This window comes from Enterobacter sp. JMULE2 (assembly GCF_013337145.1).
In the GTDB taxonomy this organism is placed as follows: domain Bacteria; phylum Pseudomonadota; class Gammaproteobacteria; order Enterobacterales; family Enterobacteriaceae; genus Enterobacter; species Enterobacter mori.
This window is the reverse complement of the sequence record NZ_SGWD01000011.1, coordinates 344,304-360,527: the sequence shown is the minus strand read 5'-3', so window position 1 is coordinate 360,527 and position 16,224 is coordinate 344,304. Positions and strand designations below refer to the sequence as shown.

The 16,224-nt window shown below is 55.0% G+C and carries 13 protein-coding genes; 6 read left to right on the top strand and 7 right to left on the bottom strand.

Features of this window, described 5'->3' with window-relative positions:
- Positions 1-29: 29 nt before the first annotated feature.
- The 7 genes from yhdP to csrD all read right to left on the bottom strand — a co-directional run bounded on the left by yhdP (position 30) and on the right by csrD (position 10,754).
- Positions 30-3,830 carry an AsmA2 domain-containing protein YhdP gene (gene yhdP / locus EXW94_RS10385; RefSeq protein WP_174340066.1) on the bottom strand — a complete coding sequence of 1,267 codons (3,801 nt, stop codon included), beginning with the start codon at positions 3,828-3,830 and terminating at the stop codon, positions 30-32.
- A gap of 42 nt (positions 3,831-3,872) precedes the next feature.
- Positions 3,873-5,342 (bottom strand): ribonuclease G, encoded by a 1,470-nt coding sequence (rng, locus tag EXW94_RS10380; RefSeq protein WP_010436156.1) that lies wholly within the window; start codon positions 5,340-5,342, stop codon positions 3,873-3,875.
- Positions 5,332-5,925, bottom strand: coding sequence for a nucleoside triphosphate pyrophosphatase (locus EXW94_RS10375; RefSeq protein WP_089598445.1), 594 nt, complete (start codon positions 5,923-5,925; stop codon positions 5,332-5,334). Before EXW94_RS10375 ends, rng begins: the two co-directional genes overlap by 11 nt.
- A gap of 9 nt (positions 5,926-5,934) precedes the next feature.
- Entirely contained in the window at positions 5,935-6,423 is a 489-nt protein-coding gene (mreD, locus tag EXW94_RS10370) for a rod shape-determining protein MreD (protein WP_010436160.1), read from the bottom strand.
- Positions 6,423-7,427, bottom strand: a complete 1,005-nt coding sequence (gene mreC / locus EXW94_RS10365; protein WP_010436162.1) for a rod shape-determining protein MreC — start codon at positions 7,425-7,427, stop codon at positions 6,423-6,425. Before mreC ends, mreD begins: the two co-directional genes overlap by 1 nt.
- A gap of 61 nt (positions 7,428-7,488) precedes the next feature.
- Positions 7,489-8,532: a rod shape-determining protein MreB gene (mreB, locus tag EXW94_RS10360; RefSeq protein WP_000913396.1), complete on the bottom strand. Its 1,044-nt coding sequence runs from the start codon at positions 8,530-8,532 to the stop codon at positions 7,489-7,491.
- Between the two features lie 281 nt (positions 8,533-8,813).
- The gene (gene csrD / locus EXW94_RS10355; RefSeq protein WP_174340065.1) at positions 8,814-10,754 is read right to left on the bottom strand and encodes an RNase E specificity factor CsrD; all 1,941 of its coding nucleotides are present in this window, start codon (positions 10,752-10,754) and stop codon (positions 8,814-8,816) included.
- A 185-nt stretch (positions 10,755-10,939) separates the two neighbouring features.
- On the opposite strand from csrD, the gene EXW94_RS10350 reads away from it, so the two are divergent.
- From EXW94_RS10350 to accC, 6 genes are all read left to right on the top strand, one after another.
- Positions 10,940-11,914, top strand: a complete 975-nt coding sequence (locus tag EXW94_RS10350; RefSeq protein WP_126815460.1) for an MDR family oxidoreductase — start codon at positions 10,940-10,942, stop codon at positions 11,912-11,914.
- 77 nt (positions 11,915-11,991) lie between these two features.
- Positions 11,992-12,993 (top strand): protein-methionine-sulfoxide reductase catalytic subunit MsrP, encoded by a 1,002-nt coding sequence (msrP, locus tag EXW94_RS10345; RefSeq protein WP_174340064.1) that lies wholly within the window; start codon positions 11,992-11,994, stop codon positions 12,991-12,993.
- Positions 12,994-13,593, top strand: a complete 600-nt coding sequence (gene msrQ / locus EXW94_RS10340; RefSeq protein ID WP_126545360.1) for a protein-methionine-sulfoxide reductase heme-binding subunit MsrQ — start codon at positions 12,994-12,996, stop codon at positions 13,591-13,593.
- A 233-nt stretch (positions 13,594-13,826) separates the two neighbouring features.
- Positions 13,827-14,279: a type II 3-dehydroquinate dehydratase gene (gene aroQ / locus EXW94_RS10335; RefSeq protein WP_108416103.1), complete on the top strand. Its 453-nt coding sequence runs from the start codon at positions 13,827-13,829 to the stop codon at positions 14,277-14,279.
- Positions 14,280-14,300: 21 nt separating this feature from the next.
- Positions 14,301-14,762, top strand: coding sequence for an acetyl-CoA carboxylase biotin carboxyl carrier protein (gene accB, locus EXW94_RS10330; RefSeq protein ID WP_010436174.1), 462 nt, complete (start codon positions 14,301-14,303; stop codon positions 14,760-14,762).
- Between the two features lie 10 nt (positions 14,763-14,772).
- The gene (accC, locus tag EXW94_RS10325) at positions 14,773-16,122 is read left to right on the top strand and encodes an acetyl-CoA carboxylase biotin carboxylase subunit (protein ID WP_023333644.1); all 1,350 of its coding nucleotides are present in this window, start codon (positions 14,773-14,775) and stop codon (positions 16,120-16,122) included.
- Positions 16,123-16,224: the final 102 nt, after the last annotated feature.

Below are 16,224 nucleotides of genomic sequence, written 5' to 3'. Positions count from 1 at the left end.
GAGTGAGGCAATTACCTGCCCACGTCAAATCATTGCTGTGCATCTTTGCGCGGCTGGCGCAGCACCTCGTTAATCTGCGGTTTATCGATCGGACCGGTGATGCGGTAGCGCAGAATCGAGACCTTGCTCCACAGTGGCCCCAGCACTTTACTGGCGGCAAACACCGCCGCACCGACAATCGGGTTCACCACAAAGGCCGCCGCAACGCCCACGCTTGCGGAAATTTCCGGCGCCACCACGGCTTCCATATCCAGCTCGCGACGCACGAGGTTCACCGAGCCTTTCATGGCGATATCCGCTTCCAGGCCATCGACCAGCGTGTCGTCAGTGTGCAGAACGCCGTCCTTGATCCACGCCGTACTGCGAATGGAGTCATAGTAGAAACCTTCGCTGAAGGTGTCGCTAAAATCGAAGCGCAGCTTGCGCAGCAGGGCATCAAAACTCAGCAGGCGCAGGATCTGCCCGGCGCGCCCGGTACTCACATCGGCAATTTCACCTTTGCCGAAGTGCGTTTTCAAGATGCCGTTTAGCGACGCTTCATCTGGCTTCCACGGTGCCGCGCGCCAGTGCAGATCGTAATTGACGTCAAATGACGAGCCGCGAAGCGGTGTGCTGATGCCAAAGAAGTTAGCCGCTGCGTCCAGCTTGTTGCCTTTGATGTCGCCTTTCAGCGAGGTGCGCTGCTCGCCTGGGTTATTGACCCATTCGCCCGCAGCCGTCAGGCGGCCAAAGCCGGTATCGACCAGCCCACCGGTCAGGCTCAACGTATTGCCTTTGATGGCAACATCTCCGTCAATGCGTCCGTACTTTTGCCCCCACAGCCAGCATTCCGCGCAGCGTAGCTGCAGATCGGGCCAGCCGCTGAAATCAATGCGGGAAGCGTTACTGAACGGCGACGGGCCTGCGGCCTGGTCTTGACTGCTCGCGACTGTCGGGTTGTAGTAGAGGTAGCGGATCGCGGCCAGCCACGGCGCGTTATCGCGCATATTTAACGTGGCGTTAATTTCCCTGCCCTGAGCCTCTACCTTTGTCCCGTTGCTCGTCGGCTGAGAGACAATGCTCAGGTTGTTCCACCGCTGTCCGCCCAGCGTCAGCGCAGGCGTGCGCAGGGTAACGGTCTGCGGGAACTGAGCGGTCTCGTCTACGTTCTGCCCCACGCCTTTCTGGAACAGCGCCAGCCATTCGGCACCATCCATCGCCGGAAGGTTAAGTTCAATGCCTGCCTGTTCAGGCAGCGGCGGCGTGGTGCGGCTGTCAGTCGTCCAGATGGCCCTGTCGAGCGTAAGCTTGCGGTTAAGCAGCCAGCGGCTGTTGAAGTGGTTTGTCTCGCCTGCGCTGCCGGTCAGCGCGAAGCTATTGAGGTTGCCATCAACGTTGAGCTTCACTGGCAGCGCCTGCCCGGCGTGTTTATCCAGCGGCGCGGGAAGCTGGCTGCTGATGTTTTTCAGGTCGCCAGTGATATCGACCTTATAGCGGGCGCCGGCGTGATAAGGCAGATCGATAGCGACCTTACCGTTCCAGGAAACGGCGCCCTCCACCGATTGCGCGATTGGCTTCGGCAAAACATCCATTCTGGCAGGCTGCCAGTTAGCATCCAGATTAACCGCCACCTGATAGGCCTTTTCCCCTTCAGTGGTTGAGAAATCAATATTGACGGGCTGATTGAACCAGTTCGCCTTAAGTGGCTCACTCTTCAGGTTGCCGTTCACGAAGCTGAACTGCCCCGTGAGGTTTTTCAGCGTGCTGTCGAGCGGTTTGATGTACAGGCTGTTGTTGTTCAGACGAACATCGCCTTTCGCGGTGGTCATCTCGCCGTCCAGCGGGATATCCAGATGTAAGCGAGCACTTACATCGCCATCCAACTGTAGCTCCTGAAGCGTGGCTCCCAGTGAATCATCCAACGGCGTATCCTCAAAATACGGCCCAACCGCCTTGCCCGGGCCATTGATATCCGCATCAATAAGCAGCTTCTCTTTGGAATAGTCCGGGATATTTGCCGTCAGATTGCTGGCCGTCACGCCACCCAGCGCAACGCTGTCTGACTTCATCCACAATCCGTCATTGAGGAAGTTGAGTTCAATATCCAGATTTTTCAGCGCAGGCCAACCCGGCTGGAAGGCGAAAGTGGCGTTGTGCAGCGGCACCAGCACCTGGAACTGGCCTTCATTATGCTTGTAAGGGAACAGATGCGGATTACCGCCATAGGCCAGCGTGGCGTTATCCGCCTGCCCGCCCTGGATCGCGCCGCTCAGGTAATCCACCAGCGCTTTGCCCATCAGGTTCTCCGGGAAGTAGCGCCAGGCCTGCGAGCCGTCGCTAGTGCTGATCCCTGCAAGAATACCCAGCCACGGCTCATCGCCTTCGGGCTTCAGATAGCGGAAATCCCCGCGTGCATGTACGGCTTTGGCTTTGACATCAATATCGCGGCCATCAAGCTGAAAACCTTTGTCATTTTTAAGCCAGCTCAGCGTAGCGTTGCCATGCTCGATTTCCAGCGGGGCGCGGAAGACGGTTTCATACGGCATTTTGGCGTCGTGCATATCGACCGTCAGCCTGCCGTTTTCCACGCTACCTTCCAGTTTGCCGCTGAAGTGTTCTGCGCCTGGCAGCAGTTTCCACTGCTTCCAGGCAAGGTCTTTCCATGTGGCCTGGAAGCGCGTTTTCTCCGTAGCCTGAAGCGGGATGTCTAGCCCCAGGGCGTCGATCGTCCCGCTCGGCTGCGTGGCCAGCCAGATCTCACCAAGGTCAGGCGAGAGTTTTGCGGCCATCGAGCGCAGCCCTTCGATGGCGGTCAGATCCAGATTGCTGGCTCGAATACGTAGCTCGTCACTGCGTTTGCTGCTTGCCCCGCCGACATCCTGTTCCGGCATCCAGGCCAGCGTCAGCGCACCGCGTGGCCACGGCTTGTTGTCCATGGTGATGCGCGTATCGGGAATAGCAAACTGCCAGCCTTCTTTCTCCTGAGTCACGTGCGCAGTGAGATTATCCACGGAAAGCTGATGCTGCTGGTTCTCCGCTTTCCAGCTCGCGCCCCCCTGCTTCAGCCAGATGTCGCCGCTGGCGAATTCCCCGTTTGTCAGCGTCATCCAGCCTTCAAGGCTGAAACGAGCGGTTTCCAGCTGCATGTTTTGCTGCAGCCAGTCACCCAGCCAGGGTTTCACATCGACGTCATCGGCCTGCAGCCAAACCTTACCGTTGTTCAGTAACCCATTGTCGTCACGCAGATCCATACGCACCTGCATCACGCCATGCTGCCCATTAAGGCTGGAGAGATTCACCTGTCCCTCGGCACGATGACGGTCTTTACCGTTCAGCCAGGTCAGCAGTGGGATCGCCAGCTCGGCACGCTGCCCCGAAAGGGTAATAAAGCTCACCTCGCTGTCGCGGAGATCAAAGTGATCGAACTGACGCAGGAAGAGATCGCTGATGCGGTTGGTTTCCAGTCCCTGATCGCCATCACCGCTGCGCAGCGGCGTATTGGTCAGGAACTGGAGTTGCCAGAAGGTGAGATCGCGAAACTGCCAGCGCAGATGCAGCAGGCTTTGCCAGACATCCAGCGCCAGCGTTACGCGTTTAATTTTCAGATGGCCGCCGTCTTTCAGGCTGGCATTGATATCCCGCGCATCGAGCGTTGGACCGAAGTTCTGCCAGCTCGCACTGATCTGGCTTACGTCCACCGGCACGCCGATGGCGGATTCGATTTTCGCCAGCACCTGCGGGCGCCAGCTATCCAGATGCGGCAGAACGAGGCGTAGCCCGCTCACGAGCAACGCGACAATCACGACCAGCGTTGCCCCTGTAAGCAGTAAAATCCCCGGCAATCGCCTCACGCATCTCTCCTTGTCAGCTTTGGTCTCGCAGCGAACTGCGGTTTACATCATCACGACGTCAAACTGCTCCTGGTTATAGAGCGGTTCGATTTGTACTTTTACCTGCTTGCCGACAAAGATTTCCACTTCCGCCAGCGCGTGCGACTCTTCGCCTTTCAGGGCTTCCGCCACCGCAGGGGAAGCATAGACCAGAAAACGGTCTGAGTCGTAGGCATGATGGACACGCACGATTTCTCGCATGATTTCATAACAGACGGTCTCAACCGTCTTTACCGTACCGCGTCCGTGGCAGGTTGGACACTCGTTACACAGCACATGTTCCACGCTTTCGCGGGTCCGTTTCCGGGTCATTTCCACCAGACCCAGCTGAGAGAAGCCATTGATGCTGGTTTTCACGCGATCTTTACTCAGTGCCTGCTCAAGCGAGTGCAGCACGCGACGGCGATGGTCTTCATTACTCATATCGATAAAGTCGATGATGATAATGCCGCCCAGATTGCGCAGACGAAGCTGGCGAGCAATGGCCTGCGTGGCTTCGATATTGGTGTTGAAGATGGTGTCATCCAGATTGCGATGGCCGACAAACGCCCCGGTGTTGATATCCACGGTCGTCATCGCTTCGGTCTGATCGATGATCAGATAGCCACCGGATTTCAGCTCGACCTTACGCTCCAGCGCGCGCTGGATTTCGTTTTCGACATCATAGAGATCGAAAATCGGCTGGCGGCCAGAGTAATGCTCCAGCAGGCCTGGCATTTCCGGGATGTACTCGGCGGTAAATTCCAACAGCGCTTCATAGGTCAGGCGGGAATCCACGCGAATGCGGTCAAGCTGCGCGTCGGCGAAATCACGCAGAACACGCTGCGCGAGCGCCAGCTCACCGTACAGCTGATAGCGGGTCTGGTTGCGTTTTTTACGCTCCATCACTTTGGTCCAGACGCGCTTGAGGTAGGCCGCATCGGATGCCAGGTCTTCTTCGCTGATCCCTTCCGCGGCGGTACGGATGATAAACCCGCCCTGTTCATCGCAGTAGGCGCTGACGACTTTTTTCAGACGTTCACGTTCGGTTTCGCTCTCAATACGTTGGGAAACCCCCACGTGCGAGGCACCCGGCATAAAGACCAGGTAACGGGAAGGTAACGTGATGTCGGTGGTCAGGCGGGCACCTTTAGTACCCAGCGGATCTTTCACCACCTGCACCATCAGATCCTGGCCTTGACGCACCAGCTCGGAGATGTCGCGGACGGCAAACTGTTTTTGCTCTTCACCTGCCACACACTCGGTGTGCGGCATGATATCGGAAGCATGAAGAAATGCCGCCTTATCGAGCCCAATATCTACAAAAGCCGCCTGCATACCCGGTAGTACACGACTGACACGACCTTTGTAGATATTGCCTACGATTCCGCGTCGCGCTTCACGCTCAATATGAATTTCCTGAAGAATGCCACCATCAATGTAGGCCACACGGGTTTCCGAGGGCGTTACGTTTACCAACAATTCAGCCGTCATAATTATCCCTTCCCTCACGCAGTGAGTTAAAATTGCTCAGCAACTCATACGTTTCCACCAGCGGTAAGCCGACTACGGCGTGATAGCTGCCATTAATCTTCCTGACAAAACAGCCACCCAACCCTTGAATACCGTATGCACCTGCTTTATCCATCGGTTCACCGCTGGCAATGTAAGCGGCGATCTCGTCGTCGGTAAGCACTCTGAACGTCACGTCCGTCACGACCAGGCAATCCAGCACGTTTTGACTGTCCGCCAGCGCAACGGCCGTCATCACCTGATGCGTTTGCCCGGACATTTTACGTAGCATTCGCGCTGCATGGTCAGCGTCATGCGGTTTCTCCAGCACTTCACCGTTAAGGATAACGATGGTATCCGCCCCCAGAACCGGAAGGTCACGTGGCGTTTGCACCACGCCAGCCTGCGCTTTTTCACGTGCCAGACGGGAAACATACTGCTGAGCACTTTCACCCTCAGCACGTTTCTCTTCAATACCCGTAACGATACGTTCAAAGGAGACGCCCAACTGAGTGAGCAACTCCTGACGACGCGGAGAACCAGAGGCAAGATAGATAGACGTCATAGAAACCTTTTACTGCACGGCAAACTGCTGGCGAATTTTACGCATCAGCAGGAACAGCCATGGCCAGAGCACACCGTTTACTACACTACTCCAGAACACTTCCGGTCGGAAAGAGACGTTGATCACTAAAAACTCTGCCCAGAAAACAACGATATCCGCAGCAAGTGACAACAACATCACCACCAGCGCCTGTTGCCAGAGCGCGAGGTTACGAAAGAGCTGGAATTTGAGTGCGACGAGGTACGCAATTATGCTCATGGATAACGCGCGTACGCCAAGCGTAGAGCCGCTAATGAGATCCAGTATGGCACCCATCACAAAACCTGTGCCCACATTTACGCGGTGCGGCAGGGCGAGGATCCAGTAGAGCAAAATGAGCAATACCCAGTTTGGCCGGAAAACGAGGATGTCGTCCGGCCAGGGCATGATTTGCAGCAACAATGCGATAAGAAATGAGAGCCAGATAACCCAGCGTCCCTGGCTACGATAACTTGCCACTACTGCCCTCCACCCGACACTTGAGGTGGCGGTGGCGGCTGCGTTAATCCCGTAGCAGGAGCCGGTACAGGCGCAGGCGGCCCCATCGCGTCTGGCGCAGGAAGAACCTGAGGCATCATCTGCATCAGACGCTCATTTGCCACGCGATGCACATCTTCAGGCGTCATCGGATTGGCGCCGTTACGATCGGCCCCCCACAGCAGCAGCAGGTAGCGCAGACGCTGTAAACCGGCGGTCGGACGCGCCTGGATGACGGTATACGCACGTTGCGTATCCAGCTTCACGGAAGAGACAACCGCAACGGGATAGCCTTCAGGGAAGCGTCCGCCCAGACCTGACGTCACCAGTACGTCACCCACACGGATGTCCGTGTTGGCAGGCAGATGTTCGAGTTGCAGATCGTCCGTACAGCCGTTACCGGCCGCAATCACGCGAATGTCGTTACGCAGAACCTGAATCGGCAGCGCATGGGTGGCATCACAAATCAGCAGCACGCGGCTGGTCAGTTTGGCAACCGCCACGACCTGACCCACAACGCCTTTATCACTGATAACAGGCTGGCCTTCGTATACACCGTTGACGCTGCCTTTGTCGATCACCACCTGATCGCTGTAAGGATCGTTGACGGTAGAGATCACTTGCGTGACCATTTTCTGCTCATCCTGACGCAGCGGCGAGCCAAGCAGCTCGCGCAGACGCGCGTTTTCCTGCTTGTACTGTCCCAGCATCAGCAGTTCGCTGTTTTTCAGCAGCAGTTCCTGACGTAATGCCCGGTTTTCGAGTTCGAGTTGGTCGCGTGAAGACAGCGTTTGAGAAACGGAGTCGAGCAGTTCACGGGGACCATTTGATACAAAGTAGAAAGGACTGACGGCGGTATCCATGTACGTTCTGATCTGGCTGAACGTACCGAGGCGGCTATCGGCAATAATGACCCCAAGCGCAACCAGAACCGCCAGGATAAGGCGAAACTGTAGCGATGGACCACGGCTAAAAATTGGCTTCATAGGCTATGCGTATTCTCGCGTCAGAGAGAAAGGGTAGCAATGCGCTACCCTTTCACAATGACTACTCTTCGCTGAACAAGTCGCCGCCGTGCATGTCGATCATTTCCAGCGCCTTGCCACCACCACGGGCTACGCAAGTCAGTGGATCTTCTGCAACTACGACAGGAATTCCTGTCTCTTCCATTAACAGGCGGTCGAGGTTACGCAGCAGCGCACCACCACCGGTCAGAACCATACCGCGCTCGGAGATATCGGACGCCAGCTCTGGCGGGCACTGTTCCAGCGCAACCATTACCGCGCTCACAATACCGGTCAGCGGCTCTTGCAACGCTTCCAGGATTTCGTTGGAGTTCAGGGTAAAGCCGCGTGGAACGCCTTCAGCCAGGTTACGACCGCGAACTTCGATTTCGCGAACTTCATCGCCTGGGTAAGCAGAACCGATTTCGTGCTTAATACGCTCTGCGGTGGCTTCACCAATCAGAGAGCCGTAGTTACGGCGCACGTAATTAATGATGGCTTCGTCGAAACGGTCACCACCGATACGCACAGAAGAGGAGTACACCACGCCGTTCAGGGAGATAACGGCCACTTCAGTGGTACCACCACCGATATCCACCACCATAGAACCGGTCGCTTCGGAAACAGGCAGACCCGCACCGATTGCCGCAGCCATTGGTTCTTCAATCAGGAACACTTCACGTGCACCGGCACCCTGTGCGGATTCACGGATTGCGCGACGTTCAACCTGAGTCGCGCCAACGGGCACACACACCAGCACACGCGGGCTTGGGCGCATGAAGCTGTTGCTGTGAACCTGCTTAATGAAGTGCTGAAGCATTTTTTCAGTCACGAAGAAGTCAGCGATAACGCCGTCTTTCATTGGGCGGATTGCGGCAATGTTGCCAGGGGTACGACCCAGCATCTGCTTCGCGTCATGACCCACTGCGGCCACGCTTTTTGGCGAGCCAGCACGATCCTGACGAATGGCCACAACAGAAGGCTCATTCAATACGATGCCTTGTCCTTTTACATAAATAAGGGTATTCGCGGTACCCAGGTCAATGGACAGGTCATTGGAAAACATGCCACGAAATTTTTTCAACATACTAAGGGATAATCCTGAAAGCTGGGGCGGAAAACAAAATCCGCTTACTTTACCAACCACACGCAGCAGCGACAAGGCGCAAAAATCATCTGCAGCGGTGAAAATTTGTGCAGTACGTTTCCTTTGTTACAAATGCATCCCCGGATTCCCTCAGGGCTGAGTAAACAGCAGCGTCCCTCATGTTCATTTGTAACCCGTTAAAGGTCGTTCACTGGCGTTTTGCTCGTCATACTCAAAGCTACAGGCGCGATATTCTACGTGAAAACAAATTAAACGGCAGGTCAAACAGAGTATCTTTGCAAATATTTTTTCACATTGGTGTCAAGCGGCTGAGAGGCGGCAAAAAAATCCCCCTGACCTCCTGTTACACCGCGCTCTGTCAACATCTGCCATTCACTTCGCGAACGCACGCCCGCGGCAAATACTTGCGTTTGCGTTCCTTTGCATGCTTCCACCAGACTCTGTACCAGCAGCTGGTTTTCCGTGCGCTTTTCGATATTCCTTACCAGACCTGGATGTAACTTTAATAACTCAACATCCAGCTCCTTGATCCAACGGGTACTGACCAGCGTTAAACCGGCCTGCGTGACCGCTACTCGCGCACCCAACGCATTGATCAAACGCACCACCGGACGCAACCGGCTGATGTGTTGACCTACATCCGCCTCAGCAAGTTCAAAAATAATGCGTTTGCGTTGCGATTTTTCGCATTGCATTAAAGTATCGCGCAGCCAGCGTTGAAAACGCGGGCGTATTAACGACTCTACGGTAACCTGTAATGCCAGGTTTTCTTCCGGCCAAAACGATAAAAACGGAATCACCCGGGTTATCTGCTGGCGGTCATACTCTTCGGATAATCCAAATTGCAGCACCATCGGCAGGTATTCAGCAGAAATAACCTCTTCCGAGCCGTCAAAAATACGGCACATCAACTCGCGGTGGTGCACATTTCCATTTTTCAGGACCGCCGGTTTTTGATAGATCCGTGGCCCGCCACGACTGAGCATTTGCTCAATCAAAGTACGCCAGCGCACGTTTCCGCGTCCTTTTTCCGGCAGCGAATCGTCGTAAACCGCCCATCCGTTTGCGCCCTGCAATACGGCGTTGCGGGTAGCGGCTTCCGCATGCTCCATCACCTGCTCAGTCGATTGCCCACCGCGCCAGGCACAGATCCCCATATGAACCATATCGTCTCTGTCGAGCATTTTGCTTTGCGGCAGCGAATCGACGGCTTTCAGCAGCTGGCTGGCGATACTTTCCGCCTCTTTCAACGTGCGGTGCGGCAATAACACGGCAAAGTCGCTCCGGTGATAACGTGCCAGCAGCGCCCCGGGGTAGCGCATGATAAAAGTAGACAGGAGATTGATCAGCGTAAAGAGGTTCTCTTCCGCCACACGCTGTCCCCAGGTGTCGCGCAGCAGATCGAAATCAGGCAAGCGGACCATCATGACTACGCCGTGGGTACCCACCTTTTCGGAGTCATCCAACAACGTCGCCAGCTGATTATCAAAAAAGAGACGGTTATTCAGACCGGTTTTATTATCCTGTGCCGCGTAAGAGCGGATTAGCGTGTCCATGCGGCTACGCTGGTCGCTGGCGAACTGGATTTCTGAGAGCAACACATCCAGTGCGCTACTGGTGCGCGTCGGCCATTCATAGACCGAGCCCCGCACCTGCGGGCCACGCTCGCCGTTCAGGATCCTTACGGAGCGTGTTTCAAGCAATTCTTGTCCGGCAAGCTGACGGCGTAACCAACGAACCGACAGAAAAATAAGCAGCACGATAAAAGCAACAGCAATGGTGAGAGGCGCGGTGGTCATCAACGAGTGAAAATAGTTGGCCATCGGATCCTGATAGACCATGCGAATGGTCATACCCGGATGTTTAAGTGAATCAACCGTGACGACCCGATACTGACTGACCGTACCGGCTGGACGGTAGCTCCCTCGCCGGGTGTGACTGAACACTGTCTGCTTTCCCTGGACGATATCGACCCGAACAATATCAACCGGCACCATCAGCTCATCCAGCTCTGGCGACAGTGCCGGGAATGAAGTTGTAATCAAACGCGTATCAATAACCGATGCAACCGACTCTACCCGATTAACCAGCTTGTCCTGGATGGCATTATAAAAACTTAAGGAGCAGCCAATCAGGGTGACAAAAATCGTTAACCCCGTTAGCAGGGTGATAAAAGCCGAGAACTTCGTCGTTAATCGCATCCTTGAGATTACTCCGTGGGTTGATGGGGTAGCGAGTAAGCGCTAACTTGCATTTGAGATGCGGCATACTACCAAATCGGGTGTATCTGGCAATTTATTGCGTTAAATCGGCATAGCATTGCACTGAGCGAGTATAGTCTTCGGACGTTATTTTCCAATCATCTTAATCGTAATGGGGACCCTGTATGCAGGCTTTGATCTTAGAACAGCAGGACGGCAAAACGCTTGCCTCGGTGCAAGCCATTGAAGAGAGTCGACTGCCCGAAGGCGAAGTAACCGTCGATATCGACTGGTCCAGTTTAAATTACAAAGATGCCCTGGCAATTACCGGTAAGGGTAAAATCATCCGAAATTTCCCGATGGTGCCAGGGATCGATTTTGCGGGCCGCGTGCATACCAGCGAAGATCCTCGCTTCCATGCGGGTCAGCAAGTACTGCTCACGGGCTGGGGCGTGGGAGAAAATCACTGGGGCGGGCTGGCCTCACAAGCCCGCGTGAAAGGTGACTGGCTGGTACCGCTGCCAAAAGGTCTGGATGGTCGCAAAGCGATGATCATCGGTACCGCAGGGTTTACCGCCATGCTGTGCGTGATGGCGCTGGAAGATGCCGGTATTCGTCCAGAGTCCGGTGAGATTGTCGTGACCGGTGCCAGCGGTGGCGTGGGTAGCACGGCGGTGACGCTGCTGCACAAGTTGGGTTATCAGGTTGCTGCCGTGTCTGGCCGCGAAAGCACCCATGACTATCTGCGTCAACTCGGTGCCAACCGAATTCTGGGCCGCGAAGAGTTTGCCGAAACTCGCCCGCTGGAAAAACAGATCTGGGCGGGAGCAGTGGATACCGTCGGTGACAAAGTCCTGGCGAAAGTGCTGGCGCAGATGAACTACGGCGGCTGCGTGGCGGCCTGTGGCCTGGCGGGCGGTTTTGCCCTGCCAACCACCGTGATGCCATTCATTCTGCGTAACGTTCGCCTGCAGGGTGTAGATTCCGTGATGACGCCGTCTGCGCGTCGTGCAGAAGCCTGGGAACGTCTGGCGCGCGACCTCCCTGAATCATTCTATACCCAGAGCGCCACCGAGATTACGCTCAGCCAGGCACCTGAATATGCCAGTAAAATCATGGACAACCAGTTCCACGGTCGTGCGCTGGTAAAAATTGCCTAATCTTCAATTTTTCGTGACATATTCGCGCTAACGCTTCTCCTCCGTCATGCTTAGAAAAACGCATGACGGAGGATGCCATGAAAAACCGAAAACTGACGGAAGCCGACGTAACGTCAGAATCTGTCTTTATGTTACAGCGCCGCCAGATCCTGAAAATGCTTGGCATCAGCGCCACTGCGCTGGCCCTTACTCCTGCGGCTCATGCCGATCTGCTCGACTGGTTTAAAGGCAACGATCGTCCGAAAGCCCCTTCCGGTGCCCCGCTCACCTTTACGAAACCGGCCGAATGGCAAAACAAACTGACGCTCACGCCGGAAGATAAAGTTACCGGCTATAACAACTTCTACGAATTTGGTCTGGATAAGGCCGATCCTGCCGCCAATGCAGGCAGCATGAAAACCGATCCGTGGACCCTGAAAATCGACGGTGAGGTAGCAAAGCCCCTCACGCTGGATCATCACGACCTCACCACACGTTTCCCGCTCGAAGAACGTATCTATCGCATGCGCTGCGTGGAGGCCTGGTCGATGGTGGTGCCCTGGGTCGGCTTCCCGCTGCACAAGCTGCTGGCGCTGGTTGAACCCACCAGCAATGCAAAATACGTCTCCTTCCAGACGCGCTACGCCCCGGACGAGATGCCAGGCCAGAAGGACCGGTTCATCGGCGGCGGGCTTGAGTATCCTTATGTGGAGGGGTTACGCCTCGACGAAGCCATGCATCCGCTCACCCTGCTGACCGTTGGGGTTTACGGCAAAGCGCTTCCGCCGCAAAACGGCGCGCCTGTTCGCCTGACCGTACCGTGGAAATACGGTTTTAAGGGGATTAAATCTATCGTCAGCATTAAGCTTACCCGCGAACGTCCGCCAACCACCTGGAACCTGGCGGCCCCCGGCGAGTACGGTTTTTTTGCTAACGTGAACCCCCATGTTGACCATCCGCGCTGGTCGCAGGCCACCGAGCGGTTTATCGGCTCTGGCGGCGCATTGGATGTGAAGCGTCAGCCTACGCTGCTGTTTAACGGCTACGCGGATGAAGTGGCATCGCTCTATCGCGGGCTGAATTTACGGGAGAACTTCTGAGTGCGTTTAACCGTTAAGCATATCACCTGGCTCAAAGTGTTATTGCACCTGGCCGGGCTGCTTCCTTTTATCTGGCTGTTCTGGGCGGTCAGTCACGGCGCATTCAGCGCCGATCCAGCGAAAGATATTCAACATTTTACCGGTAGGATGGCTCTGAAATTTTTACTGGCAACCTTGCTGATATCGCCGCTGGCACGCTACGCTAAACAGCCACTTTTGATACGCACCCGTCGGCTGCTGGGGTTATGGTGTTTTGCCTGGGCGACACTGCACCTCACCAGCTACGCACTTCTGGAATTGGGCATTAATAATCTGGCACTGTTAGGCCGCGAACTGGTTACGCGCCCGTATTTGACGCTGGGTATCGTCAGCTGGCTGGTGTTGCTGGCATTAGCGCTGACCTCCACGCAATATGCCCAGCGAAAACTGGGGAGGCGCTGGCAACTCTTGCATAACTTCGTCTATCTTGTCGCGATCCTCGCGCCCATCCACTACCTGTGGTCAGTGAAGATTTTATCACCGCAGCCGGTCATCTATGCCCTGCTGGCACTGGCGCTTTTAGCGTGGCGTTACAAGAAGTTCCGCCAGTGGTTGCGATAGTTCGCGAAACTGTGCGTTTTCCCGCAGATTACTTATCGACCGTGAATCTTTTTCCGATAGCGGTTGATAATCTTCCCTGATAAGACCAGTATTTAGCTGCCAAATGCTACGAAATCGTTATAATGTGCGACTTTGGTTTTCCTGATGGAGTTTTCAGACTCTGATTAGGTGACAATCGCGCATCGAAGGTATATTTTGTTTTTTACCGGAAATTCGCAGGAGATAGCGGCACAATGGCGGATAAATTCCAGATCTTAGTTTTGAACGGACCGAACCTGAACATGCTCGGCACCCGTGAGCCAGAGAAGTACGGCACGCTAACATTGAGTGAAATTGTTAACCGTCTGATGACGGAAGCAGCTTCGCTGAATGTCGATTTGGACCATTTTCAGTCAAATGCGGAGTACGCAATCATCGACCGTATTCATCAGGCTAAAGACAATGTGGACTATATCCTGATCAATCCGGCCGCGTTTACGCACACCAGTGTAGCTATTCGCGACGCACTGCTCGCGGTGAGTATCCCGTTTATCGAGATTCACCTGAGTAACGTGCACGCCCGAGAGCCGTTCCGCCACCATTCCTATCTGTCAGATATCGCTGCTGGCGTGATCTGTGGTCTGGGTGCAGACGGTTATTCATACGCTTTACAGACAGCGGTAAAACGCTTGTCACAATCAAACTAAACAAGAGTACGGAACCCACTCATGGATATTCGTAAGATTAAAAAACTGATCGAGCTGGTTGAAGAATCAGGCATCTCCGAACTGGAAATTTCTGAAGGCGAAGAGTCTGTACGCATCAGCCGTGCAGCCCCAGCCGCTAGCTTCCCGGTAATGCAGCAAGCTTATGCTGCGCCAGTGCAGCAGCCTGCGCTTTCCGCAGCCGTTGCGCCAGCCGCAGAAGCCGCACCTGCAGCAGCTGCAGAAATCAGTGGTCACATCGTACGTTCCCCAATGGTTGGTACTTTCTACCGCACCCCGAGCCCGGACGCGAAGGCGTTCATCGAAGTGGGTCAGAAAGTCAACGTAGGCGATACCCTGTGCATCGTTGAAGCGATGAAAATGATGAACCAGATCGAAGCTGACAAGTCAGGTACTGTGAAAGCGATTCTGGTCGAAAGTGGTCAGCCGGTAGAATTTGACGAGCCGCTGGTCGTCATCGAGTAACGAGGCGAACATGCTGGATAAAATTGTTATCGCCAACCGTGGCGAGATTGCACTGCGTATTCTTCGTGCCTGTAAAGAACTGGGCATCAAGACCGTGGCCGTGCACTCAAGCGCGGATCGCGATTTAAAACACGTATTGCTGGCGGATGAGACGGTCTGTATTGGCCCGGCTCCGTCCGTAAAAAGCTATCTGAACATCCCGGCTATCATCAGCGCCGCTGAAATCACCGGCGCGGTGGCAATTCATCCGGGTTACGGCTTCCTCTCTGAGAACGCCAACTTTGCTGAGCAGGTTGAACGCTCTGGCTTTATCTTCATCGGCCCGAAAGCCGACACTATCCGCCTGATGGGCGACAAGGTGTCTGCAATCACCGCCATGAAAAAAGCCGGTGTTCCAACCGTACCCGGCTCTGACGGCCCTCTGACCGACGACATGGATGCTAACCGTGCTCATGCTAAACGCATTGGCTACCCGGTTATCATCAAGGCGTCCGGCGGCGGCGGCGGTCGCGGTATGCGCGTTGTGCGCAGCGATGCTGAACTGGCTCAGTCCATCTCCATGACCAAAGCAGAAGCGAAAGCCGCTTTCAGCAATGACATGGTGTACATGGAAAAATACCTGGAAAACCCACGTCACATCGAAATTCAGGTGCTGGCTGACGGTCAGGGTAACGCCATCTATCTGGCAGAACGTGACTGCTCCATGCAGCGTCGTCACCAGAAAGTGGTCGAAGAAGCGCCAGCACCGGGCATTACCCCGGAACTGCGTCGCTACATCGGCGAGCGTTGCTCTAAAGCGTGTGTCGATATCGGCTATCGCGGTGCAGGTACCTTTGAGTTCCTGTTCGAAAACGGCGAGTTCTATTTCATCGAAATGAACACCCGTATTCAGGTTGAACACCCTGTGACAGAAATGATCACCGGCGTTGACCTGATCAAAGAACAGCTGCGTATCGCAGCCGGTCAGCCTCTGTCCATCAAACAGGAAGAAGTTGTGGTGAAAGGCCATGCGGTGGAATGCCGTATCAACGCCGAAGACCCGAATACCTTCCTGCCAAGCCCGGGTAAAATCACGCGTTTCCACGCGCCGGGTGGCTTTGGTGTGCGTTGGGAGTCTCATATCTACGCCGGTTACACCGTACCGCCGTACTATGACTCAATGATCGGTAAGCTTATCTGCTACGGCGAAAACCGTGACGTGGCGATTGCCCGCATGAAGAACGCCCTGCAGGAGCTGATCATCGACGGTATCAAAACCAACGTCGATCTGCAGATGCGCATCATGAGCGACGAGCACTTCCAGAATGGTGGGACTAACATCCACTATCTTGAGAAGAAACTCGGTCTGAACGAGAAGTAATACAGCATCTTTGCGAAAAGGCCGGATTATCCGGCCTTTTTTATTTCTGGGGCCTGGAAAGCCTCATCATGTACAATCCCCGCTTTCTTCATCCACAAGGGA